The organism is Streptomyces sp. NPDC044921 (assembly GCF_056432865.1).
Window position 1 is genome coordinate 424,384 of the sequence record NZ_JBWKIF010000002.1, and the last position, 21,338, is coordinate 445,721.

Consider the following 21,338-nt stretch of genomic DNA (forward strand, 5'->3'; position numbering starts at 1 on the left):
GCCACCCGCCCCCGCGGGCAGCGTGCGGGACCCCGCCTGCCGGACCGGGAAGCGGTCCCGCGGCCCGGACGGCTACCGTGGAGGACGTGCTGGAGCCCTGCCGTGAGCCGGAACCGGGACCGGTGACGTCCGTCGAGGCGGTCACCGCCCTCCTCGGGACCCGCCGATGACCCCCGGAACCGGCGGCGGCCGGGCCTACGACGACGACGGGACGTTCCCGGTCCTGCTGGAGGACAGTACCGAGGACCTGTACGAGCACGCCCCGTGCGGGTTCCTGTCCACCCTGCTGGACGGGAGGATCACCAAGGTCAACGCCACCCTGCTGGACTGGCTCGGCCACCGGCGCGCGGACCTGGTCGGCCGCAGGACCTTCGCCGACCTCCTCACCCCCGGCGGCCGGCTGTACCACGAGACCCACTTCGCGCCGCTGCTGCGCATGCAGGGCGAGATCAGCGGCATCGCGCTGGAGCTCAGGACGGCCGACGGCGGCCGTCTGCCGGTCCTGGTGACCTCGACCGTCAAGAGGGACAGCGAGGGACGGCCCCTGCTGATCCGCACCACCGTCTTCGACGCCCGCGACCGCCGCTCCTACGAGGAGGAGCTGCTGCGCGCCCGGCAGGAGTCCGAGCGCGAACGCAAACGCCTCCAGCAGCTCGCCGCCACCCTGCAGGCGACGCTGCTGCCGCCGGCCCTGGAGAACGTGCCGGGCCTGGACGTGGCCGCCCACTACCACATCGCCTCGGCGGACGAGGTCGGCGGCGACTTCTACGACCTGTTCCCCCTCGCCGCGGGCACCTGGGGCCTCTTCCTCGGCGACGTCTGCGGCAAGGGCGCCACCGCGGCAGCCGTCACCTCCCTGGCCCGCTACACCCTGCGCGCCGCGGCCGTCTACGACCCCGACCCGGCCGCCGTGCTGAGCAACCTCAACACCGTCCTCCACCACGAGTACTCCAGCGCCGACGATCCCCGGTTCTGCACCGTCGTCTTCGGCCTGCTCACCCCCGACAGCGACGGCAGCGGCTTCCACATCACCCTGGCCAGCGGCGGCCACCCGCCCGCGCTGCTCCTCCGCGCCGACGGAACGGCCGACTTCCTGCCCACCCCCGGGGGCCAGCTCGTCGGCGTCCTGCCCGACGCCGCGATCGCCACCACCGCCTTCCGCCTCGCACCCGGCGACACCCTGCTCCTGCACACCGACGGCCTGACCGAAGCGCACACCGGGGCGAGCGGCGGCGACCGCTACGGTGACGACGCCCTCCTCGACTTCGTCCGGGCGCTGGCCCCGACCACCGCGCGGCACGCCGTCGCCGCCGTCCGCGACCTCCTCGACGCGCTCGGTCCCGGCGTGGACGACGACGCCGCCGTCCTCGCCGTCCACGCGCCCGCACAGCGCTGGTGAGGTCAGCCGCCAAACGCGGGGTCCACGGACGCCACCACCGCCGTGCCGCCGAGCCGGCCGGTGAACTCCCCTCCGCCTACGCGCCGTCGCGACGTGCCGCCGGGCCCTGCCACCACGCGGCCGTCGCGTCGCGCAGGGTGTTGGTGCCGCAGTGCACCTCGCCCATCCCGAGGTGGTACGTGTACCAGTCGTCGATGTACGACACCTTCATGCCCACCTGCCGGTAGGCGGCGGTCACGGCCTCGGTGAAGACGTCCTTGCCGCCGATGACCGGCCCCCACTGGCGCGGGGCGAGGTAGCGGTCGCGTGCCAGCAGCACGCCGTTGACCGCGCCGGGCACGTACGCGCTGGTCGTCACCGTCTCCGGGGCCGCCGCCCGCGCGGTGGCCGGGTTCTCGGCGAGCCACTTCTGCTGGCCGAAGTCACCGAGGCTGTCCACCAGGCCGGAGCCGGCGCCCATGCGCGTCAGGCGCGGCACGGGAACCTCCCGTCCCTCGGCGGTGAAGGCCTCCGAGTCACGGGTGTACAGCGCGGGGACCCGCACGACCTCCTCGTCGGTGATCCCCGTCTCGCGCTTGAGGACCTCCAGGTTGGCGGCGATGCGCCGCGCCGCCATCTCGTTGTCGGCCACCAGGTGACGGGAGGCGAGCGCCTGGTCGATGGTCTCCTTGGGCGCCGGGCTGTCGCTGCGGCCGGGGACGGAGAACATCTTCGTCCTGCCGTGGCCGTCGCGCTGGGCGTCGCGCAGCAGCCGCAGCCCCGCCTGCGGGTCGGCGAGGCCGATGCGCCAGCCGCGCGGGGTGTCGGCGGGCAGGAACTGCACGAACTCGTCGACGTGCCCCACGCCCAGCCAGGAGGTGTCCAGCAGCAGCGGGTCCTGCAGGCCCTGCGACGCGAGCAGGGTGCGCATCACCTTCGACGGCCGCGCCCCGCTGTCCTTGCGCTCGCCCATGATGATCCGCCCGGCCGGGTAGGAACGGCCGTTGTGCGTGTAGGGCGGGATGGTCTCCAGGTTTCCCATGGAGTTGAGCGACCAGTCGTCGGGCTCCGCCCGGTCGGTGACCTGCACGACACCGACGTCGCGGCCGCGCACCTTCTCGAACAGCTCCCGGCCGGCGTCCCGGTCCGGCTGGGCGGAACGCAGCATCACGCGCATCACGTGCCGCCGGCCGCCCGGCCCGGTCATGCTGACGTAGGCCGGTTCGACGAAGTCCTGGGCCCAGGGGTCGGCGTACTTGGTGAACTTGACCAGCGGCGTGCCGATCCCGGCCTGCTCGACCTCCTTCGCGAGCTCGGCGACGAACTTCTGCTGCAGACGGCTGTACGGGCCCTGCCCCTGGACCTCGGTCACCATCACCTGCTGGGTGTTCTGCAGGTGATGGTGGGTCAGCAGAGGGGCGACGCGCAGGGTCACGGCGTCGGAGGTGGACTTCCCGCCGGAGGTCACCGTCAGCCGGACCACCGCGCGGCCGTCCCACTTCGCTCGGTTGCGGACCACGTCGGTGGCCTCCACGCCGAACTCCGCACCGGCACGCAACTCGGCCGCGGTCAGCCGGGTCTGGGCCGTCACCAGCACCCAGGTGCCGGCGCGCTTGAGGAAGAGGCGCGCGCGGTCGCCCCCCGTGGTGATCTTGAGCGTGCCCTTGGCGTCCGCGGGAAGGCCCGGCAGGGGCACGGAACGGATCCGGGCGAGGTCGGCGGCGTCCTCGGTCCCGTTGACCTTCGTGTCGGAGCCGTCGTTGCACGCGGCCAGCTTCGCGTCGGACAGCGGTCTGCCGCCGGGCCCGGTGACGGGGCACCGCCTGGCGTCGTCGTCGATGTTGGGCAGGTAGACGGCGCCGCGCTCGACGGACCAGCCGTCCTCGCCGTTCTTGTCGCTGCCACCGGTGACATCGACCCGCCCGTCGCGGTTCACATCCGCCCGCAGATCGGCACGTCCCGCCACGTCGGCGGCGGACGCGGGGCCGGCCGGGCCGGCCAGGACGGACCCCGCGGCGGCGATGGCCAGCACCACCGAACCGGCGGGGTAAAGACGCGGACGTATACGTCGTGTACGTGAACGCACAGCACGTTCCTCTCAGTTGCGGGCTTTCGCCCTGCAAGAGGAAGGACGGTGGCTGTGCGTTCACTGTGGGACGCGAGTTGAGTCGTCCGTCTTCGGCCGGCCCCGGTTTCCCGGCGGGACAGGCGGACATCCGGTGTTCATGTCCTACGCGTCGATGGTGCAGACCGCTTCCGGGGACGGCGGTTCCAGTCCCGCCCTCGTCCCGATCCTGTGTCTCTTCCTGCTCATGGGCCTGGTCCAGGTGATATGCCCTCAGCTGCTCTGGCGGCTGAACAGCCGGCTCCAGCGCGGCTGGGTGAAGAACCCCGAGGCGACCGAGCCGACGGCGAAGGGGTACGCGATGCAGCGCGTGGTCGGGGTGCTCTTCCTGGCCGTGGCCACCTGGATGCTGCTGCGGGCGGTGTGAGCGGGGCAGGGCGGCGCCGAAGTCCCGCCCCCGGTCACGGGATCGGTGCCGTCTGCTGGCCCACGGCGATGCCCAGCCGGTCCGCCACGGCCGTGAGGGCCGTGCCCAGGGGGAGCGAAACCCGGGTGAGGGCGTGCCGGTCGCCCCGGGTCGGGTCCCGGTTGACGATGAGCACCGGCGTTCCGGCCTGCGCCGCCTGACGGACGAAGCGCAGCCCGGACATCACCGTCAGCGAGGACCCCAGGACCAGCAGCGAGGCCGCGGCACGGACCAGCGCGCGGCAGTGCTCGACGCGCTGCGGCGGAACGGCCTCGCCGAAGAACACCACGTCCGGTTTGAGGATGCCGCCGCAGAGCGCGCAGGGCACCACCCGGAAACCGGCGACCTGCTCGTCGGTGAGGTCGGCGTCTCCGTCCGGGTTGATGCCGGCGGCCACGGGCTCGAACCCCGGATTGGCCTCCTCCAGCCGCCGGGCCAGCTCGCGGCGCGGGCTGCGGGCGCCGCACGACAGGCAGACCACCCGGTCCAGGGCCCCGTGGAGTTCCACGACGTCCTCGCTGCCGGCGGCCTGGTGCAGGCCGTCCACGTTCTGGGTGATGACGCCCGAGAGCAGGCCGTGCCGCCCGAACGCGGCCACGGCCCGGTGCCCGGCGTTGGGGCGGGCCCGGCCGAAGGTGCGCCAGCCGAGGTGGCTGCGCGCCCAGTACCGGCGCCTGGCCTGCGCGCCGCCCACGAAGTCCTGGTAGGTCATCGGCGTGTGCCTGCTCAGGCTCCCGCCCTCGCCCCGGTAGTCGGGGATGCCCGACTCCGTGGAGATGCCCGCACCGCTGAGCACCAGTACGCCGCCGGTGCGGAGCGCGTCGGCGACCGGCTCCAGGTCCGTGGTGCCGGGCCGCGGGTCCTCGTCGGGGGTCCAGCTCAGGGTGGGGCGCATGCGCATGCCGTCAGGGTACGGAACCGCGGCCCCCGACGGGGATGGCGCCGAGTGGGGCGGCCTCGCCGGTGCGGGCGGGTGAACTCGGGCCCGGTCGGTCACCCGCCCCCGGTGCGTCCCGGCGGGCGGCGTCAGCCCGATCGCCGAGGGCCGTGGTAGCGCACCGCGAGCCGCGCCAGCGCGACGGCGCCGAGCAGCAGTCCGAAGTCGCGCAGGGCGATGTCGTAGTACCCGGGGACGCTCAGCAGGTTGACGATGACGCCGGAGAGCCAGCCGGCCACCAGCCAGCCGCCGAACCGGGGGGCCACGGCGACGACGGCGCCCGCGAGGATCTCGACCACCCCGACGGCGTACATGGCGGCCTGGGCGCTGCCCGGGACCAGGTCGTCGAGCCACGGGGCGAGGTAGGCGGGCCAGTCCACGAGCAGGTTGGCGAACTTGTCCAGCCCGAACAGGACGGGGGCCGCGGTGAACCCGGCGCGCAGGATCCAGAAGGCCTGGTGGGCGGGGTCGGCCGTCAGGCCGCGCCGGGGTGCGAGGGACGTGGTGGTGGACGACATGACGCCCTCCTTCTATCGACAACTTTCACTGTCGATAGAAGCGCGCTCCGTTTCTTTAGTCAATGGCCGTGGGTTTTACACTGGTGTTCGTGGAGCACTCCGAGGAAGCACCCGGCACCGGCACGGCACCCGGCGGTGACGTCTCCGCCGTCGCCGCCCTGGACGAGCCGACGCGGCGGCGGCTGTACGAGCACGTGGTGCGCCGGACTGGCCCCGTCGGCCGGGACGACGCCGCCCGGGCCCTCGGGCTGGCGCGGCAGACGGCGGCCTTCCACCTGGACCGGCTGGCGTCCGAAGGGCTGCTGGAGGTCGTGTACGAGCGGCGCAGCGGACGCAGCGGCCCGGGAGCCGGGCGGCCCGCCAAGCTCTACCGCCGCTCCGGCCGCGAGGTCAGCGTCAGCCTCCCCGAGCGGCACTACGAACTGGCCGGCCGGCTGCTCGCCCGCGCCGTGGAGGAGGCCGAGGCCACGGGCGAGCCGGTCCGCGGGGTGCTGCACCGCGCGGCGACGGAACTGGGCGGGCAACTGGGCGCGGACGCGACGGCCGGCGTGACGGACCTGCTGGAGCGCCACGGCTACGAGCCGCGCCCCGAGGGGGACGCGATCGTGCTGGGCAACTGCCCCTTCCATGCCCTGGCCCGCGAGCACACCGAGACGGTGTGCGGTATGAACCTGCACCTGCTGCGCGGGGTGCTCGCCGCGCTCGGCGACAGCGGTCTCGAAGCCGAGCTCGCGCCGGCCCCGGACGGGTGCTGCGTGCGGCTGCGGCCCGCCGCCTGAAGCGCGCCGTGGTTCCGCCCGGACACGGCCGTGTCCACTCCGAGCCGTCCGGCAGGGGCTGAAACCCCCGTCACGGGACACACGGTCGGACAGCGGCGCGTACCAGTTCCGCGCCGACCGAGCGAGGGACGAGGTGAGCGATGCGTGCGGTGACGGTACGGCCCGGCAGCAAGGACTCCACAGCGGTGGAGGAGGTCCCCGACCCGGCCCCGGCCCCCGGCGAGCTGCTGGTGGACGGCCTGGCGATGGGCGTGTGCGGAACCGACAAGGAGATCGTCCGGGGCGAGTACGGCACGGCCCCGCCCGGCCGTGACCGGCTGGTCCTGGGACACGAGTCCCTCGGACGGGTGCGGCAGGCGCCGCCCGGAAGCGGCTTCTCGGCCGGTGACCTGGTCGCCGGGGTGGTGCGCCGCCCGGACCCCGAACCCTGCGGCGCGTGCGCCCGCGGCGAGTTCGACATGTGCCGCAACGGCCGCTACACCGAACGCGGCATCAAGGAGATCGACGGCTACGGCGCCGAGGCGTGGTGCGTGGAGGCCGACTACGCGGTGAAACTGGAGCCGCACCTGGACCGCGCCGGGGTGCTCATGGAACCGACCACCGTGGTGGCCAAGGCATGGGAGCAGATCGAACGCGTCGGCGGCCGTTCGTGGTTCGAGCCGCGGCGCGTCCTGGTGACCGGGGCGGGGCCCATCGGCCTGCTGGCCGCCCTCCTCGGCACGCAGCGGGGCCTGGACGTGCACGTCCTCGACCGGGTGTCCGACGGCCCCAAGCCCGGCCTGGTACGGGACCTGGGCGCCACCTACCACGCCGACGACGTCGAGCGGATCGTCACCGCCGTACGCCCGGACGTCGTCATCGAGGCGACCGGCGCCAACGAGCCCGTGCTCGCGGCGCTGACCGGCACCGCCCCCTACGGAGTGGTGTGCCTGACCGGGGTGTCACCCGCCGGGCGCAGGATGACCGTGGACGCGGGCGCCCTCAACCGGGAGATCGTGCTGCAGAACGACGCGGTGGTCGGCTCGGTCAACGCCAATCTGCGCCACTACCGGCAGGCCGCCGACGCGCTGGCCCGGGCCGACCTGTCGTGGCTGGAGCGGGTGATCACCCGGCGTGTGCCGCTGGAGCGCGCCACGGAGGCGTTCACACCGCGACCGGACGACGTCAAGGTGGTCATCGAGCTCTAGACGGTGAACGACGAGATCCCGAAGGGAAGGTTCTGGATGTCTCACAGCTCCGCTCCGCTGGTCGTGGTCATGGGCGTGTCGGGCTCCGGGAAGACCACGGTGGGCCGCGCGCTGGCACGGAGCCTGGGCGTCACCTACGCCGAGGGGGACGACTTCCACCCCGCGGCCAACGTGGCGAAGATGCGGGCCGGCCACCCTCTGGACGACGAGGACCGCCGCCCCTGGCTGGACGAGATCGCACGCTGGCTGACGGAGCACGCGGACAGCGGAGGCGTGGTGGCCTGCTCGGCGCTGAAGCGGCGCTACCGGGACCGGCTGGCCTCCGCCGCGCCGCACGTGTTCTTCCTGCACCTCGACGGCTCGCCCGAGCTGATCGCCGCCCGGATCTCCGCCAGGCGGGGCCACTTCATGCCGCCCGACCTGCTCCGCAGCCAGCTCGCCGACCTCGAACCGCTGGGCAGGGACGAAACGGGGGCGGCCGTCCCGATCGACGGCACACCCGAGCGGACCGCCGAGCTGGCCCGAGCCGCCGTCGTCCCTCCCGCCGCGTCCGCCGGGGCCGACGCGGGTCCATGACACGCGCGGGGCCGGGTACCCGCCGGGCATGCCGCAGCCGCCCCCGCACCTGTACGTGGGCCACGACCGTGTCGGCGCGGCCGTGGTGCGCAGTGCGGGGACGCCGCGAGCGGACCGGCGGGGCGTTCCGGTCGTGCTGGTCCCGGGCCTGGGCGCGCCGGGCTACCTGCTGCGCACGCTCGGACACTGTGCCCGGTCGGGCCCGGCACGGCTGCTGGACGTGCCGGGCTTCCGCGATCCGGCCGGGCCCGTCTGCCCGGAGACGCTCGGGGCGCTGGCCGACACGGTGGCGCGGTGGCTGGCCGTCGTCCCACGGGAGCCCGTGGTGCTCGCCGGGCACTCCACCGGCGCGCAGGTGGCGCTGCACGCGGCCGTACGCGCCCCGGAGCGAGTCCGGTCCCTCGTCCTGCTCTCCCCGACCTTCCCGCCCCACCTGCGGCGGTTGCGCCCGCTCCTGGGCGCGCTCGCCCGCACGGCGGTCCACGAGGCGCCGGACGTCGTGCCGACCGTGCTGCCCTCCTACCTCGGGGCCGGTCCGCGCCGACTGCTGAACTGCGTCCGCTCGGCGCAGGCCGACGCGCCCGAGGACGTTGTGCCCTCGGTGACCTGCCCGGTCACCGTCGTGGCGGGGGAGCGGGACGGGCTGTGCCCACCGGACTGGGCCGGGCTCCTGGCCCGCCGGGCAGCCGCCGGGCGCGTCCTGCCGGTCCCGGGCGCGCACGCGTTCCCCCACCCCCATCCCGCCGTCACCGCCGGCATTCTGGAGGGGGCCCGCACCGGGGGACCGTGACACGAACGCCGGCGCACGCCTTCCCGGGAGCAGTGCGGGCGGCGCCCCGCGACCCCCGACGCAGGAATACCCGTGTGGGCGCGGTCGGTTGACCGCTGGTGCATCGGCCCCGCGACGGAGCCGGAACGTCCCGCAGAGAGAACGGAGTGTCCACCGTGGACGTGTTCGTCATCGGCATCACCGGCAAGGTCGGCGGCCTGCTCACGCAGCAGCTGCTCTCGCGGGGGGACTCCGTCCACGGGCTCGTACGCCGGCAGGAGCAGCGGGCCGAACTCACCGCACGCGGCGTGCGCGCACACGTCGGTGATCTCTCCACCATGACCGCGGAGCAACTGGCCGCGGCGTTCGGTGGCGTCGACGTGATCGTCTTCAGCGCCGGATCGAACGGCGGCAGCAGGGAGGTCACGAGGGCCGTCGACGGCGACGGCGTCGTCAAGGCGATGGACGCGGCACGCCTGGCGGGTGTGGAGCGCTTCGCGCTGGTGTCGGTGCTGCCCGAGTCCTGGCGGGAACGCGACCTCGGCGACGAGGTCGAGTACTACTTCGCCGTGAAGAAGGGCGCGGACGTCGCGCTCAGCCGCAGCGACCTGAACTGGCTGATCCTGCGTCCGTCCCTCCTCCTGGACGGTCCGGGCACCGGCACCGTGTCCCTCGGACCGGCCGGGTTCCACGGCGAGATCACCCGTGAGGACGTGGCCGCCACGCTCGCCGAGCTGCTGCACGAGCCCGGGATCGGCCGGCAGATCCTCGAACTCGACGCGGGCCCGACACCCATCGCGGAGGCGGTCCGGGCGAACGTCCGCCGCTGATGCTCCGTCAGATCGGCGGCAGAGCAGGGCAGTCGTCCGCCCCGACCGTCTCGGCGCCGGGCGGTTTCAGACTCGCCTGAGCGTGATGCCGCGGCCCGCGAGCGCCTCGGTCTCGTCGGCGGGGGCGGCGGTGTCGGTGACGAGCACGTGCACCAGCGTCGCGGGGCCGACATGGGCCTGCGTGGTGCGGCCGAGTTTGCTGCCGTCGGCGGCGGCGACGACGCGGCGCGCCGAAGTGATGGCCGCCTTCTTCACCGCCGCTTCGTCGAGGTCGTAGGCGGTCATGCCGTCGTCGGCGGTCAGGCCGCAGCAGCCCAGGACGGCGGTGTCGAAACGCAGCGCCGCCAGGGAGGCGAGGGTGAGGGGGCCGGTGAGGGCTCCCTCACCGGCCCGGGGGCGCCCTCCGGGAACCAGGAGCCGGGTCGGCTCGGGAGCGTCACCGAGGACCGCGATCGCCTGGAGGGACAGCGGCATCACGGTGACCGGCCGCCCGTGCAGCAGGCGGGCGACTTCCAGGCAGGTCGTACCGCTGTCGAGCAGGACGGTCTCGCCGTCGTCGACGAGTGCGGCCACCTCCGCCGCGATCCGGCGTTTGGCGTCGACCGCTTCGTGGGCGCGCAGTGCGAAGGGAGGCTCCTCGCCGCGCAGGAGGAGGGTGCGCGCGCCGCCGCGGAACCGTTCCAGGACGCCCTGCGCGGCCAGGTGGTCCAGGTCGCGACGGACGGTCATCTCCGAGGCGCCGGTCAGTCCGGCGAGCTCGGCGACAGTGGCCGTACCCGTCCGCTGAACGGCCTGGGCGATCAGTCGGTGACGTTCCGCGGTGCTCATACGGTGATTCAACACCACGCTGACCGCACAGGAGTCATGTTCGTAAATCAGTGTTTCAAGCACGACGGGTGTTCGTTATGGTGAGCGCATGGAAAGAGCGCTGCGGGTAGCTCGCGTTGCGACATTTGTCTATTTCATCCTCAATGGCACCTTGCTGGGTATGTGGGTGGTGCAGATCCCCGCCATCGAGGAGCGCGTGGGCATCAGCCACGCGGCCCTGGGCGGATTCCTCGTGCTGCTGGGGGCGGGGGCCTTCCTCGGCATGCAGGCCGGCGGGCGCCTGTCCGACCGGCTCGGCACGCGCGCCGTCGTTCCGCCGGCCGGCGTGCTGTGCGGCGCGACCCTGGTGCTGCCCGGACTCGCCCGGGAGCCGTGGACCCTGGGAGCCGCCCTGCTGCTGTTCGGCTTCGGCAACGGCACCCTGGACGTCAGCATGAACGCCCATGCCGTACAGGTGGAGAAGGCCTACGGGCGGCCTGTCATGTCGGCGTTCCACGCCACGTTCTCCGTGGGCGGTGTCCTGGCCGCGCTCGCGGGCGCCGCGGCCGTCGACGCCGGCTGGGAACCGGCCGCGACGCTGGGCGCCGCCGCGGGGACCGGCGTCGTCGTCGCCCTGGTGGCGGCCCGCGGCCTCCTGCCCGCCGGGCCGGCCGCCCCCGCCCAGGCCGCCGGGGGCGAGGCCGCGGGGAAACGCCCTGTGCCCGGCCGGATCTGGCTCCTCGCCGTCCTGGCCCTGCTGGTCATGCTGTGCGAGGGAGCCGCCAACGACTGGAGTGTCCTCCACCTGGAGGACGTACTGGACGCGCCGGAGAGCACCGCCGCCTTCGCCTACGGGACGTATGCCGCCACCATGACCGCGGGCCGGCTCCTGGCGGACCGGGTCTCCGCGCGCTTCGGACCGGTCGCCGTCCTGCGCCACGGGGCCGCGCTGGCCGCCGTCGGCATCACGGCCGTGGCCCTCTCGCCCTGGATCTGGGCGGCGCTGGCCGGCTGGGCGCTGTTCGGGCTGGGCCTGTCCGGCTGCATCCCGCAGTTGTTCAGCGCCGCCGGGCACGCCGACCCCTCGGCCGCGGGCACCAACGTCTCCCGTGTCGCCGGGCTCGGCTACATCGGCATGCTCGCGGGTCCCGCCGTGATCGGCTGGATGACCCGCCTGATGGCGCTGAACCACACCTTCCTGCTGCTCACCCTGTTCTGCGTGACCGCCGCCGCCGCGGCCGGCGTCCTGCGCCCCGCCCCGGACCGGCCGCGCACGGTCGAGCCGACCTCCTGACCGCCTGTGCGGCGCGACCTGACCACGCGTCGCGCAGGCTTCTCACGCCGTTCGGCGCGACCGCGTCACGGCGGCCAGGGAAGGCGGCCCGGGCGCGCGGGAAGCGGTGAGGAGGGCGCCGTGGACGGCTGAGGAGGCCGCTTGCCGGACGTAGCGGGCGACGTCGGACGGCCACACGTCGTGCTCCTGGTGGATGAGCAGGGACACGGCTCCGTGGACACCGGCACACAGCAGTCTCGCGGTCTCGGTCGGGCTGTCGACCGGCACCCCGGAGTCGAGACAGGCCTTCACCTTCTCCCGGAAGTGCCGGAAGCACGCGTCCGCGTTCCGGCGGCTGGCCTCCGTGGCCTCCCCGGCCATCACCAGGCGGTACTGGGCGGGGTGGCGCAGTCCGAAGGAGATGTAGGCGACACAGTTCTCGAAGAGCGCCGTCACGGGGTCCGGGACCGTACGGGACACGGCTTCCAGCTCGGCGAAGAGCGACGTCCACACGCGCAGGCACGTCGCGTGGACGAGTTCCGTCTTCGAGGAGAAGTGGAGGTAGACGGCCGGCGGGCTGACGTCCGCCCGGGCCGCCACCGCGCGAATCGTCAGCGCCTGGGCGCCGCCCTCTTCGAGCAGTTCGCCGGCGATGTCGAGGAACCGGTCCTTCAGCAGCCCGCCCCGGCCCTTGGCGGCGCGCACGCGTGAGCTGGTCACAGCGGGAACCCCCCGGCAGGTGAGACGGGGTCAGGACGACTGCGGCCGCACCGCGGTGATCACCTGGGTCACCCGGGCGCACAGGTCGCCCGTGGCGTCATGGATGTCGACCTGCACGACGGTGTTGCGCCCGACCCGCAAGGGACCGGCCGTCGCCACGACGTCCGTGCGGGCCGGCCGCAGGAAGTGGGTGGTCGACTCCACGGTGGCCGGTGCGGCGCCGGGCGGGCCGTTGAGGGCGGCGCACACGGCGGCGCAGACGTCGGCGAGCCCCATCAGCGCTCCGCCGTGGAGCCCGCCGCCCACCGTGGACAGGGAGACGTCGTGCGCCAACCTGGCCCGGACGCCGGCTGCCGTGATCTCGTCGAACACCACTCCGAGCGTCCTGGCGTACGGCGCGAGCGCGTAGACCTCTTCGGCGTCGATCGTCAGCATGGGCCACCCCTGTCTACGGCGTGAGTTAACGTCGTTAAGTTAACGACGTTAACTCCAGGGCGTCAACCGGCTCGTTCGGGGCTCGCAGCGATGTGACGACCTCGGGAACACGGCGCGCTCGGGGGCGTTGGCCGGCCGGTCGGTGCCGGACGGGCGGCGCGCCGACAGGCGGCAGAAAACAGCAAAGGCAAGGAGATTTCTCCTTGCCTGTCTCACGTTATAGCGCACCGGGGGGCTTGCGGCAAGGCCCCCGGCACGGCGCAGAATCGACGGCCGAGACCAGGACCTGCGGAAACGGGGCACCCCATGCGTCAGTTGTCGTCACAGCGGAACACGGCCACCGCGGAGGTGCCGCGATGAACGGGCGGTACGTGCTGGACCTCCGGGACATCGACAAGACACAGGTCGCGGTCGCCGGCGGCAAGGGCGCCCACCTGGGCGAGCTGTCACGGATCGAGGGCGTGCGCGTCCCGGACGGCTTCTGCGTGACGACGGACGCCTTCCGGCGGACCATGGCCCGAGCCGCCTCCCTCGAGGAGGAACTCGACCGCCTGGCACGCGTCGATCCGGACGACCGCGAGACGATCCGCGTCCTCGGCGCGCGGATCCGCCACACCATCGAGGAGACCCCTCTCCCGGACGACGTCGCGGCGTCGGTCACCCGCGCGCTCGCGCTGCTCGGGGAGGAGGCCGCCTGTGCCGTGCGCTCCAGCGCGACGGCGGAGGACCTGCCGACGGCCTCGTTCGCCGGCCAGCAGGACACGTACCTCAACGTCGTGGGAACGCCGTCGGTCCTGCGGCACCTCAGCCGGTGCTGGGCCTCGCTGTTCACCGAGCGGGCCGTCACCTACCGCCGGCGCCACGGCATCGACGACCGCACGGTCCAGATGGCCGTCGTCGTCCAGCGGATGGTCTTCCCGCAGGCGGCCGGCATCCTGTTCACGGCCGACCCCGTCACGGGCAACCGCAGGGTCGCCACCGTGGACGCCGGTTTCGGCCTCGGGGAGGCCCTGGTCTCCGGCCTGGTCGACCCGGACGTCTTCACGGTGCGCGACGGCGAGGTCGTCGCCCGTACCATCGCCGCCAAACAGCGCGCCGTACAGGCCCTGCCGGGCGGTGGCACGCACCAGGTGGACATCGACGCGCAGCGGCAGCGGCAACCGGCGCTGACCGATGCGCAGGCGGTGCGTCTCGTGCGGCTCGGACGGCGGATCGAGGCGCACTTCGGCCGTCCCCAGGACATCGAATGGTGCCTGGTCGGCGACGACTTCCGGATCGTCCAGAGCCGGCCGGTCACGACCCTGTTCCCGGTCCCCGAGACCGGCGACGACGACAACCACGTGTACGTCTCCGTCGGGCACCAGCAGATGATGACCGATCCCATGAAGCCCCTGGGGCTCTCCATGTGGCGGCTGACGGCCCTGACGCCGATGCACGAGGCCGGCGGCAGGCTGTTCGTCGACGTCACCCGGCGCCTGGCCTCGCCCGCGAGCCGCGCCGCCCTGCTGGACCTCGTGGGCAGGGGCGACCCACTGGTCCGGGACGCCCTGGAGACCGTCCTGGAGCGGGGCGACTTCGTCCCGTCGCTCCCGGACACGGAGCCCGGCGGAGTGCCGGGCGGAGGGGCCCCGAGCCCGATCGAGACCGATCCGGCCGTCGTGACCGGGCTGATCGAGCGCAGCCGGGCGTCCATCGCCGCGCTGAGGCGCGAGATCCGGACGAAGAGCGGTCCCGCGCTGTTCGACTTCCTGCTCGAGGCCTTCGAGGAGCACAAGCGGGTGCTGGGCGACCGCCTGAGCATGCAGGTGATCATGGCCGGCATGGAGGCCACGTGGTGGCTCAACGACACGTTGCGAAAGTGGCTGGGGGAGAAGAACGCGGCTGACACGCTCACGCTGTCCGCCCCCGGCAACATCACGTCGGAGATGGGACTCGAACTCCTGGACGTCGCCGATGTCATCCGCCCGCACCCCCAGGTGGTCGCCTTCCTGCAGGGCGTCGAGGACGAGGACTTCCTGGACGAGCTGGCGAAACTCCCCGGCGGGAGCGAGGCACGCGACGCGATCGAGGCCTACCTCGACCGGTACGGCATGCGCTGTGCCGGAGAGATCGACATCACCCGGCCGCGCTGGCGCGAGAGCCCGGGCACGCTCGTGCCGGCGATCCTCGACAACGTCAGGAACTTCACACCGGGCGCCGCCCGGCGGCGTTTCGAGCAAGGACGCAGGCAGGCGCTGGAGAAGGAACAGGACGTACTGGCACGGCTGCGGGCCCTGCCGGACGGGGACCGGAAGGCCGACGAGGCCCAGCGGATGATCGACCGGGTCCGCACGTTCATCGGCTACCGCGAGTACCCCAAGTACGACATCGTCAGCCGCTACTTCGTCTACAAGCAGGCCCTGATGGAGGAGGCCGGGCGACTCGTGCGGGACGGCGTGCTCGCCGAGCGGGAGGACGTCTTCTACCTCACGTTCCAGGAGTTCCACGAGGTGGTGCGCTCGGGACGGGTGGACGCCGCACTCGTCCGGCAGCGCAAGGACGCCTTCCGCTCGTACCAGGCGCTCACCCCGCCGCGGGTGCTCACCTCGGACGGCGAGGCCGTCAACGGGGCCTACCGGCGCGAGGACGTGCCGGCCGGAGCCCTGATCGGGCTGGCGGTCTCCGCCGGGACGGTCGAGGGCAGGGCCCGTGTCGTCCTGGACATGGCACAAGCCGATCTGGAGGCGGGCGACATCCTGGTCACGGCCCACACGGACCCCAGCTGGACGCCCCTTTTCGTCGGTGTCGCGGGCCTGGTCACGGAGGTCGGCGGCCTCATGACCCACGGCGCGGTGATCGCCCGGGAGTACGGCCTGCCGGCCGTGGTCGGGGTGGACCGGGCCACCCGCCTGATCCGGGACGGCCAGCGCATCCGCGTGCACGGCGGCGACGGGTACGTCGAGCTCCTGCCGTGACCGTCCCCGAAGGGCTCCGCGGGAGCCCGGCGGCACGAGGCGGGCGTTTCACCACGCTCCCTCGAAGAAGGCGGCGAGTGCCTCGGGCGAGTGTGCCGCACTGGTGGTGTTCGCCAGGGCTATGACCAGGGCGAGGACCGCCAGTACAGCCGAAGCGGCGGCGCCGAGTGCGAGCGCGCGCCTCGACGGTGTGTCGCGCGTGATCCTGCGCCGTCTCCAGAGGGCGGCGCAGGCACCGGCCAGGGTGAGCGCGAGCACGGCGGCCATCGCGGCCAGGACCGCGTGATAGAGGGCGAAGTCCCTGATCATGAAGGCGAGGGCGGGCGAGGGTCGGCCCGTGGGGTGGTCCGCGATCTGGCGGCGGATCTCCGACACGGTGGCGGCGGCCTCACCGGCACCGGCGTCGGTGAGCACGGGCAGCAGCGACGCGAAGGGCGCTGCCGCTCCCTGTGCGTTGGCCACCAGGCCGACGAGGGCGAAGGGCCCGAGCAGCGCGACGAGCACCCCGGGCGGCACGGTCCTGAGCCGGCCGGGCCGGCCGGCCCGCTGCCGCGACCACCGCCACAGGACGACACCGAGCAGCACGACCGCGGCGAGGAGGAGCGCGGAGACACCGGGCTTGACCAGGTGGAAACGGAACCAGAAGCCGACCGCGCCGTCCAGCTCCCGGGGGAAGCCCTGGCGGCCGGAGTCCCAGTAGGCGACCATGCCCCGGCGGAGCGACCCCCCGACGTTCCCGGCATGAACGCCGTCGTGGGTCAGCGCGTTCGGCAGGAGGAAGAACGCGGCCAGGAGAACCGCGATCACCGCGGTCAGGACGCCGACCTGCCGCCTGGGTGCGGAGGTACGGCGGGGCGGATGCGCGAGGCGGTTCATGCGAGGGCCTTGGCAGGAGAGGCGGCGGCGTCGGGTACGCGGGGCCGGGGGGCAGCAACCCCTGGACCAGGACGCTGACGGGACGGGCGGCGACCGGTCTGTGGGGCCTTCCCCCCGTTTGCGGGTGGGGTCAGCCCCGGCGGCGCGGCTGCCGCCGGGGCCGGCCCCACCCCGCCGGACCGGCCGGACAGGCCATCAGGCACCGTGGGAACCCGGCGACGGGACGATGCGTCGCCGGCACGGGGACGGACGACGTGTCCTCTGCCGTCGTCCGCCAGAACCGGAAGGGGAACCGCACCATGCGCGTCGTCCTGGCCCATGACCCGGGAGAGGGGCTCCGATGAGCGGAACCGAGGAACCCGTCCTGTTCCACACCACAGGACGCGCCGCCCGCATCACGCTCAACCGGCCCCGGGCCCTCAACGCCCTCACGCACACGATGGTCCGCCGCATCGACGAGGCGCTCACCGCCTGGGAGACCGACCCGGCCGTGGAGACCGTCGTCATCACCGGGGCGGGGGAGCGGGGCCTGTGCGCCGGCGGCGACATCCGCGCCATCCACGACGACGCCCGCGACGGGGACGGCTCCGCCTCCCGCGCGTTCTGGCGCGACGAGTACCGCCTCAACGCCCGGATCGCCCGGTACCCCAAGCCCTACCTCGCCGTGATGGACGGCATCGTGATGGGCGGCGGGGTCGGCGTCTCGGCCCACGGCAGCGTCCGCGTCGTCACCGAGCGGTCCCAGGTGGCCATGCCCGAGACCGGCATCGGGTTCGTGCCGGACGTCGGCGGCACGTATCTGCTCGCCCGGGCGCCCGGCGAGTCGGGCACCCACCTCGCCCTGACCGGGTCCCGGATCGGCGCCGCCGACGCACTGCTGTGCGGGCTCGCCGACCACTACGTGCCCTCGGCCTCGCTGGGCCCCCTCCTCGACTCCCTGGCCGAACTGCCCGTGGGCGAGGCGCTGGCCGGCGTCGTACGGACCCCGCCGCCGGGCGCCCTGGCCGACCGGCGGGACTGGATCGACACCTGCTACGCGGCCGGCACCGTCGAGGAGATCGCGCACCGGCTGCTCGCTCACGGCGACCCCGCGGCGAAGGAGGCCGCCGAGACCCTGCTCGCCAAGTCGCCGACCGCCCTGAAGGTGACGCTCGCGTCCCTGCGCCGGGCCCGGGCCCTCGGCACGCTGGAGCGCGTCCTGGACCAGGAGTACCGCGTGTCCTGCGCCGCCCTCGGCACGCCCGACCTGGTCGAGGGGATCCGCGCCCAGGTCGTCGACAAGGACCGCAGGCCGCGCTGGTCGCCGAGGACTCTCGCCGAGGTCACGGACGCCGACGTCGAGCGCTTCTTCACCCCTTCCCGCGTGAGCGAACTCGGCCTCGCGGAGCAGGGCGAGGCCGGCGCGGACCATCTCCCGTGAGCGTCTCCCGTGAGCACGGTCGGCGCCGGCCCCTCACGGGCTCGGCCGTCCATCCGCCCGGCGTGCCACCCGCGCGCGCCGGGCGGCCGGTACAGGCATCCTCCGGCTGTCAGAGCATGAGCAGCAGCCGCGTGTGGGCCACGAGCTTGCGGTTGACGCTGGTGCTCTGCACGAAGATGGTGAAGTGGTCGTTGTGGTCCGGCTTGACGCGCACCTCCGTGTTCGGCAGGCCCAGCAGGGCCCGGGCGGACGGACCCGTGTACACACGGTCGGTCTTCTTCTCCAGCACCGCTATCTGCTTCTGCGCCTGGATCTTCTCGGACTTGCTCAGCTGGTAGAACGCCGCACCCGTGCGGTACGTGTGCCCGCACTCGGTGACCCACTCCCGGATCGCCGCGTCGCGCGCCACCGGAATCAACTGGTACTTCGACGGATCGGCCGGGGCGAGCCCGGCCGCCTCGATGGTGTCCTGGTTGATCGCGTCCGCGCCGGTGGAGAGCACCGCCCGCGATCCCCGGATGCCCCGCGCGCGGCCCACCATGAAGTTCTCCGTGGCCTGCCGGATGACCTGCCCGGCCTCCTCCAGCCCCTGGGTGCTGGTGGCGTCCCATATGGCGATGTTGTCCTTCGGGAAGCCGCACTGCATGGCCTCGCGCTTGCCCATCTGGTCCGGCACCAGGACGGCCAGCGTCCAGTTGTCCTGCTCGGTCTCCATCATGCGGGCCACGGCGTGCACCAGTTCCCGCGGATCCCGGCTGGGGGAGTCCTCGCAGCGGTGGCTCGCGTTCTCCTGTCCGTCCGTCAGCACGAACGTCAGGAAGCTGTGGTCGCCGTGAAGTTGAGCCGTCCGCGTCAGCTCCCGCTGGCGTCCAGCACAAGAGCAACGTGGTTGATGTGATTCTGGCAATCGATCTTGTCCGCCGCGGACCGAGCTTTATGAGACAGAGACGTTTGTTCGGGCCGGATCTGTGCACCCGATGAGCTAACACCGTCTTTATACGAGGAAGCGGAGACGCATTATGGGCATCATTGCTTGGATCATCATCGGGCTGCTCGCCGGCGCCATCGCCAAGGCTCTGATGCCGGGCAAGGACCCCGGCGGCATCGTCATCACCATGCTCATCGGTATCGCCGGTGGTCTGCTCGGCGGCTGGCTCGGCAAGGTCATCTTCGGCGTCGACTCCGTCGACGGCTTCTTCGAACTCTCCACCTGGATCGCCGCGATCGTCGGCTCCATGATCCTGCTCGCCCTCTACCGCCTCGTCACCGGCAACCGGCGCACGCACCGTCACGCGTGACCCGTCGAAGGCACGGACCTTCGGCTGTACCTGCGCGGCGCCCACTCCTGCGGACAGGAGTGGGCGCCGCGCACGTGCGGGGGCAGACCTCCGATGGGCGGGCAGCGCTCCGGTGGGCCTGCGCGGCTCCCGTGGGCTCAGGGCGTGTAGACCGTCGGCCGGGGCGGCGTCGGCATGGCGTTGCCGAGGAAGAAGCTCGGGTGCGGGGGCTGGTTGTAGGCGGTGTTCTGCCAGGCCAGGGCCGTGCGGTACTGGGTGTCGTGCAGCAGCGTGGTGATGCGGCTGCCGGTCTGGTGGGGCGTGCTGTAGATCCGCAGGGCCGTGTTGCCGCTGGTGCGCCAGATGACCTCCTCGCGCCAGTCGCCGAGGATGTCGCCGGACAGCACCGGGGTGGACTTCGTGCCGTTGTTTGAGGAGACCCCGGAGCCGGTCAGCAGGCGGGTGTCGCCGGAGGTGCCGTACTTGTCGATGCGGGTGCCGTCGAGCAGCTCACGGACGGGGTCACCGTCCCACCACGACAGGAAGTTGACGCTGGAGGGCTTCCGGCCGAGGGAGGCTCCGGTGGCCGAACGCAGTGTGGTGTCGGCGGCCGACCACGCCTCGGCGCCCGCGCTGCCCGCGTAGACGTCGGCGGCGACACCCCGGCCGTTGTCGGAGCCGGACGCCGTCTGCCACAGGATCTGGCCGGTACGGGCGTCGGCCATCCACGAACCGGGCTTGCTCGAGTCCTCGGAGACCTTGAAGTACTCCAGGCCCGCACGGGAGGGGTTGAGGTCCCCGACGTGGCCGGCGTCGCCGTGGCCGAGCCGCGTGGTCCACAGACCGCTGCCGTTGTCGTCCACCGTCATCGCGCCGTAGACGATCTCGTCCCTGCCGTCGGCGTCCACGTCGGCGACGGACAGGCTGTGGTTGCCCTGCCCGTCGTAGCCCTTGCCGCTGTTGGTGGAGGAGGTGGTGTCGAAGGTCCAGCGGCGGGTGAAGGCGCCGTTGCGCCAGTCCCAGGCGGCGATCACCGTCCGGGTGTAGTATCCCCGCGCCATGATCAGGGAGGGGCGGGAGCCGTCGAGGTAGGCCGTGCCCGCCAGGAAGCGGTCGACGCGGTTGCCGTAGGAGTCGCCCCAGGAGGAGACGGTGCCCCGGCCCGGGACGTAGTCGACGCTCTGCATCGCCTTGCCGGTCTGGCCGTTGAACATCGTCAGGAACTCGGGCCCGGACAGGACGTAGCCGCTGGAGTTGCGGTGGTCGGCCGAGGAGCTGCCGATGACCGCGCCGGTGCCGTCCCGGGTGCCGTCGGCGGTCTTCATGGCGACCTCGGCCTTGCCGTCGCCGTCGTAGTCGTACACCTGGAACTGCGTGTAGTGGGCGCCGGAGCGGATGTTGCGGCCCAGGTCGATGCGCCACAGCCGGGTGCCGTCGAGTCTGACGCCGTCGACGATCGTGTTGCCGGTGTAGCCGGACTGGGAGTTGTCCTTGGCGTTGGTGGGCTGCCACTTCAGGACGATGTCGAGCGCGCCGTCCCCGTCGAGGTCGCCGACCGAGGCGTCGTTGGCCTCGTAGGTGTACGCCACTCCGTCCGGGGTGGTGCCGCCGGCGGGCGGGGATATGGGGACGTCCTTGTAGCCGGTGCGGAACTGGACCGCGCGGGCGGACGCGGCCTGCTCCGTGCCGTTGACCACCGCGCGGACCGTGTAGTCGGCCGAGTCCGCGGCCCCGGCGTCGAAGTAGTTCGTCGAGGCGGTGAGGGGCGAGGAGTTGAGTCTGGTGCCGCCCCGGTAGACGTTGAACGAGACGTCGTTCGGGTCGGTGGCCAGCCAGCGCCAGGACACGAGGTTTCCGTTGCCGGTGTGGACGCTGGTGAGGCCCCGGTCGAGCTTCTCGACCTGGCGGGCGGTCGCCGCCTGGGCGGTCCGGGGCAGGGCGACGAGCGTGGAGACGGCCAGGGCCGCGGCACAGATGCCGCCGAGGAGCCGGCCGCCCGGCCGGTGGGGTGCTCGCCACGGGCGTGGCGTGGTGCGGGGACGCTGTTCTGGCACGATCACGGTGGCCTCCG

19 protein-coding genes and 1 pseudogene are annotated in these 21,338 nt (G+C 73.0%); 11 read left to right on the forward strand and 9 right to left on the reverse strand.

Annotated features, from left to right (window positions below; translation table 11 throughout):
* Window positions 1-166 precede the first annotated feature (166 nt).
* The gene (locus AC07DA_RS04595; protein WP_479124529.1) at window positions 167-1,399 is read left to right on the forward strand and encodes a PP2C family protein-serine/threonine phosphatase; all 1,233 of its coding nucleotides are present in this window, start codon (window positions 167-169) and stop codon (window positions 1,397-1,399) included.
* Between the two features lie 76 nt (window positions 1,400-1,475).
* Here AC07DA_RS04595 and AC07DA_RS04600 read toward each other — a convergent pair whose 3' ends face one another.
* The gene (locus AC07DA_RS04600; protein ID WP_479124531.1) at window positions 1,476-3,464 is read right to left on the reverse strand and encodes a protein-arginine deiminase domain-containing protein; all 1,989 of its coding nucleotides are present in this window, start codon (window positions 3,462-3,464) and stop codon (window positions 1,476-1,478) included.
* A gap of 139 nt (window positions 3,465-3,603) precedes the next feature.
* Here AC07DA_RS04600 and AC07DA_RS04605 point away from each other — a divergent pair, with 139 nt between their 5' ends.
* On the forward strand, window positions 3,604-3,870 hold the full coding sequence (locus tag AC07DA_RS04605; RefSeq protein ID WP_479124533.1) for a DUF6199 family natural product biosynthesis protein: 267 nt from the start codon (window positions 3,604-3,606) through the stop codon (window positions 3,868-3,870).
* A 34-nt stretch (window positions 3,871-3,904) separates the two neighbouring features.
* Here AC07DA_RS04605 and AC07DA_RS04610 read toward each other — a convergent pair whose 3' ends face one another.
* Together AC07DA_RS04610 and AC07DA_RS04615 are read right to left on the reverse strand one after the other, a co-directional pair.
* Window positions 3,905-4,810, reverse strand: a complete 906-nt coding sequence (locus AC07DA_RS04610) for an NAD-dependent protein deacetylase (RefSeq protein WP_479124535.1) — start codon at window positions 4,808-4,810, stop codon at window positions 3,905-3,907.
* Window positions 4,811-4,935: 125 nt separating this feature from the next.
* Window positions 4,936-5,364 carry a hypothetical protein gene (locus AC07DA_RS04615; protein ID WP_479124536.1) on the reverse strand — a complete coding sequence of 143 codons (429 nt, stop codon included), beginning with the start codon at window positions 5,362-5,364 and terminating at the stop codon, window positions 4,936-4,938.
* Window positions 5,365-5,447: 83 nt separating this feature from the next.
* On the opposite strand from AC07DA_RS04615, the gene AC07DA_RS04620 reads away from it, so the two are divergent.
* The 5 genes from AC07DA_RS04620 to AC07DA_RS04640 all read left to right on the forward strand — a co-directional run bounded on the left by AC07DA_RS04620 (window position 5,448) and on the right by AC07DA_RS04640 (window position 9,505).
* Window positions 5,448-6,143 (forward strand): helix-turn-helix transcriptional regulator, encoded by a 696-nt coding sequence (locus AC07DA_RS04620; protein WP_479124719.1) that lies wholly within the window; start codon window positions 5,448-5,450, stop codon window positions 6,141-6,143.
* A 140-nt stretch (window positions 6,144-6,283) separates the two neighbouring features.
* Entirely contained in the window at window positions 6,284-7,330 is a 1,047-nt protein-coding gene (locus AC07DA_RS04625) for a glucose 1-dehydrogenase (protein ID WP_479124538.1), read from the forward strand.
* Window positions 7,331-7,366: 36 nt separating this feature from the next.
* Window positions 7,367-7,906 carry a gluconokinase gene (locus tag AC07DA_RS04630; protein WP_479124540.1) on the forward strand — a complete coding sequence of 180 codons (540 nt, stop codon included), beginning with the start codon at window positions 7,367-7,369 and terminating at the stop codon, window positions 7,904-7,906.
* 28 nt (window positions 7,907-7,934) lie between these two features.
* Entirely contained in the window at window positions 7,935-8,696 is a 762-nt protein-coding gene (locus tag AC07DA_RS04635; protein ID WP_479124541.1) for an alpha/beta fold hydrolase, read from the forward strand.
* A 146-nt stretch (window positions 8,697-8,842) separates the two neighbouring features.
* Window positions 8,843-9,505, forward strand: coding sequence for an SDR family oxidoreductase (locus tag AC07DA_RS04640; RefSeq protein WP_479124543.1), 663 nt, complete (start codon window positions 8,843-8,845; stop codon window positions 9,503-9,505).
* Window positions 9,506-9,571: 66 nt separating this feature from the next.
* Here AC07DA_RS04640 and AC07DA_RS04645 read toward each other — a convergent pair whose 3' ends face one another.
* The gene (locus tag AC07DA_RS04645; RefSeq protein ID WP_479124545.1) at window positions 9,572-10,333 is read right to left on the reverse strand and encodes a DeoR/GlpR family DNA-binding transcription regulator; all 762 of its coding nucleotides are present in this window, start codon (window positions 10,331-10,333) and stop codon (window positions 9,572-9,574) included.
* Window positions 10,334-10,421: 88 nt separating this feature from the next.
* Here AC07DA_RS04645 and AC07DA_RS04650 point away from each other — a divergent pair, with 88 nt between their 5' ends.
* Window positions 10,422-11,606 (forward strand): MFS transporter, encoded by a 1,185-nt coding sequence (locus AC07DA_RS04650; RefSeq protein WP_479124547.1) that lies wholly within the window; start codon window positions 10,422-10,424, stop codon window positions 11,604-11,606.
* A 42-nt stretch (window positions 11,607-11,648) separates the two neighbouring features.
* On the opposite strand, the gene AC07DA_RS04655 is transcribed toward AC07DA_RS04650, so the two are convergent.
* Window positions 11,649-12,305: a TetR/AcrR family transcriptional regulator gene (locus tag AC07DA_RS04655; RefSeq protein WP_479124548.1), complete on the reverse strand. Its 657-nt coding sequence runs from the start codon at window positions 12,303-12,305 to the stop codon at window positions 11,649-11,651.
* Between the two features lie 30 nt (window positions 12,306-12,335).
* A complete protein-coding gene (locus tag AC07DA_RS04660) occupies window positions 12,336-12,740 on the reverse strand; it encodes a PaaI family thioesterase (protein WP_479124550.1) in 405 nt (134 codons plus the stop codon).
* Between the two features lie 356 nt (window positions 12,741-13,096).
* Between AC07DA_RS04660 and rph the strand changes: the two genes are divergently transcribed.
* The gene (gene rph / locus AC07DA_RS04665) at window positions 13,097-15,694 is read left to right on the forward strand and encodes a rifamycin-inactivating phosphotransferase (protein ID WP_479124552.1); all 2,598 of its coding nucleotides are present in this window, start codon (window positions 13,097-13,099) and stop codon (window positions 15,692-15,694) included.
* 48 nt (window positions 15,695-15,742) lie between these two features.
* Here the strand turns inward: rph and AC07DA_RS04670 are convergent, their stop codons facing one another.
* The gene (locus AC07DA_RS04670; RefSeq protein WP_479124554.1) at window positions 15,743-16,570 is read right to left on the reverse strand and encodes a tat (twin-arginine translocation) pathway signal sequence; all 828 of its coding nucleotides are present in this window, start codon (window positions 16,568-16,570) and stop codon (window positions 15,743-15,745) included.
* Between the two features lie 340 nt (window positions 16,571-16,910).
* Between AC07DA_RS04670 and AC07DA_RS04675 the strand changes: the two genes are divergently transcribed.
* Window positions 16,911-17,990, forward strand: a complete 1,080-nt coding sequence (locus AC07DA_RS04675) for an enoyl-CoA hydratase/isomerase family protein (protein ID WP_479124555.1) — start codon at window positions 16,911-16,913, stop codon at window positions 17,988-17,990.
* Between the two features lie 109 nt (window positions 17,991-18,099).
* Here AC07DA_RS04675 and AC07DA_RS04680 read toward each other — a convergent pair.
* Window positions 18,100-18,855: pseudogene (locus AC07DA_RS04680) on the reverse strand (VWA domain-containing protein); the annotation flags it as partial.
* Window positions 18,856-19,009: 154 nt separating this feature from the next.
* Between AC07DA_RS04680 and AC07DA_RS04685 the strand changes: the two are divergent.
* Window positions 19,010-19,288: a GlsB/YeaQ/YmgE family stress response membrane protein gene (locus tag AC07DA_RS04685; RefSeq protein ID WP_479124557.1), complete on the forward strand. Its 279-nt coding sequence runs from the start codon at window positions 19,010-19,012 to the stop codon at window positions 19,286-19,288.
* Between the two features lie 137 nt (window positions 19,289-19,425).
* Here AC07DA_RS04685 and AC07DA_RS04690 read toward each other — a convergent pair whose 3' ends face one another.
* Window positions 19,426-21,321: a rhamnogalacturonan lyase gene (locus AC07DA_RS04690; protein ID WP_479124721.1), complete on the reverse strand. Its 1,896-nt coding sequence runs from the start codon at window positions 21,319-21,321 to the stop codon at window positions 19,426-19,428.
* Between the last annotated feature and the right edge of the window lie 17 nt (window positions 21,322-21,338).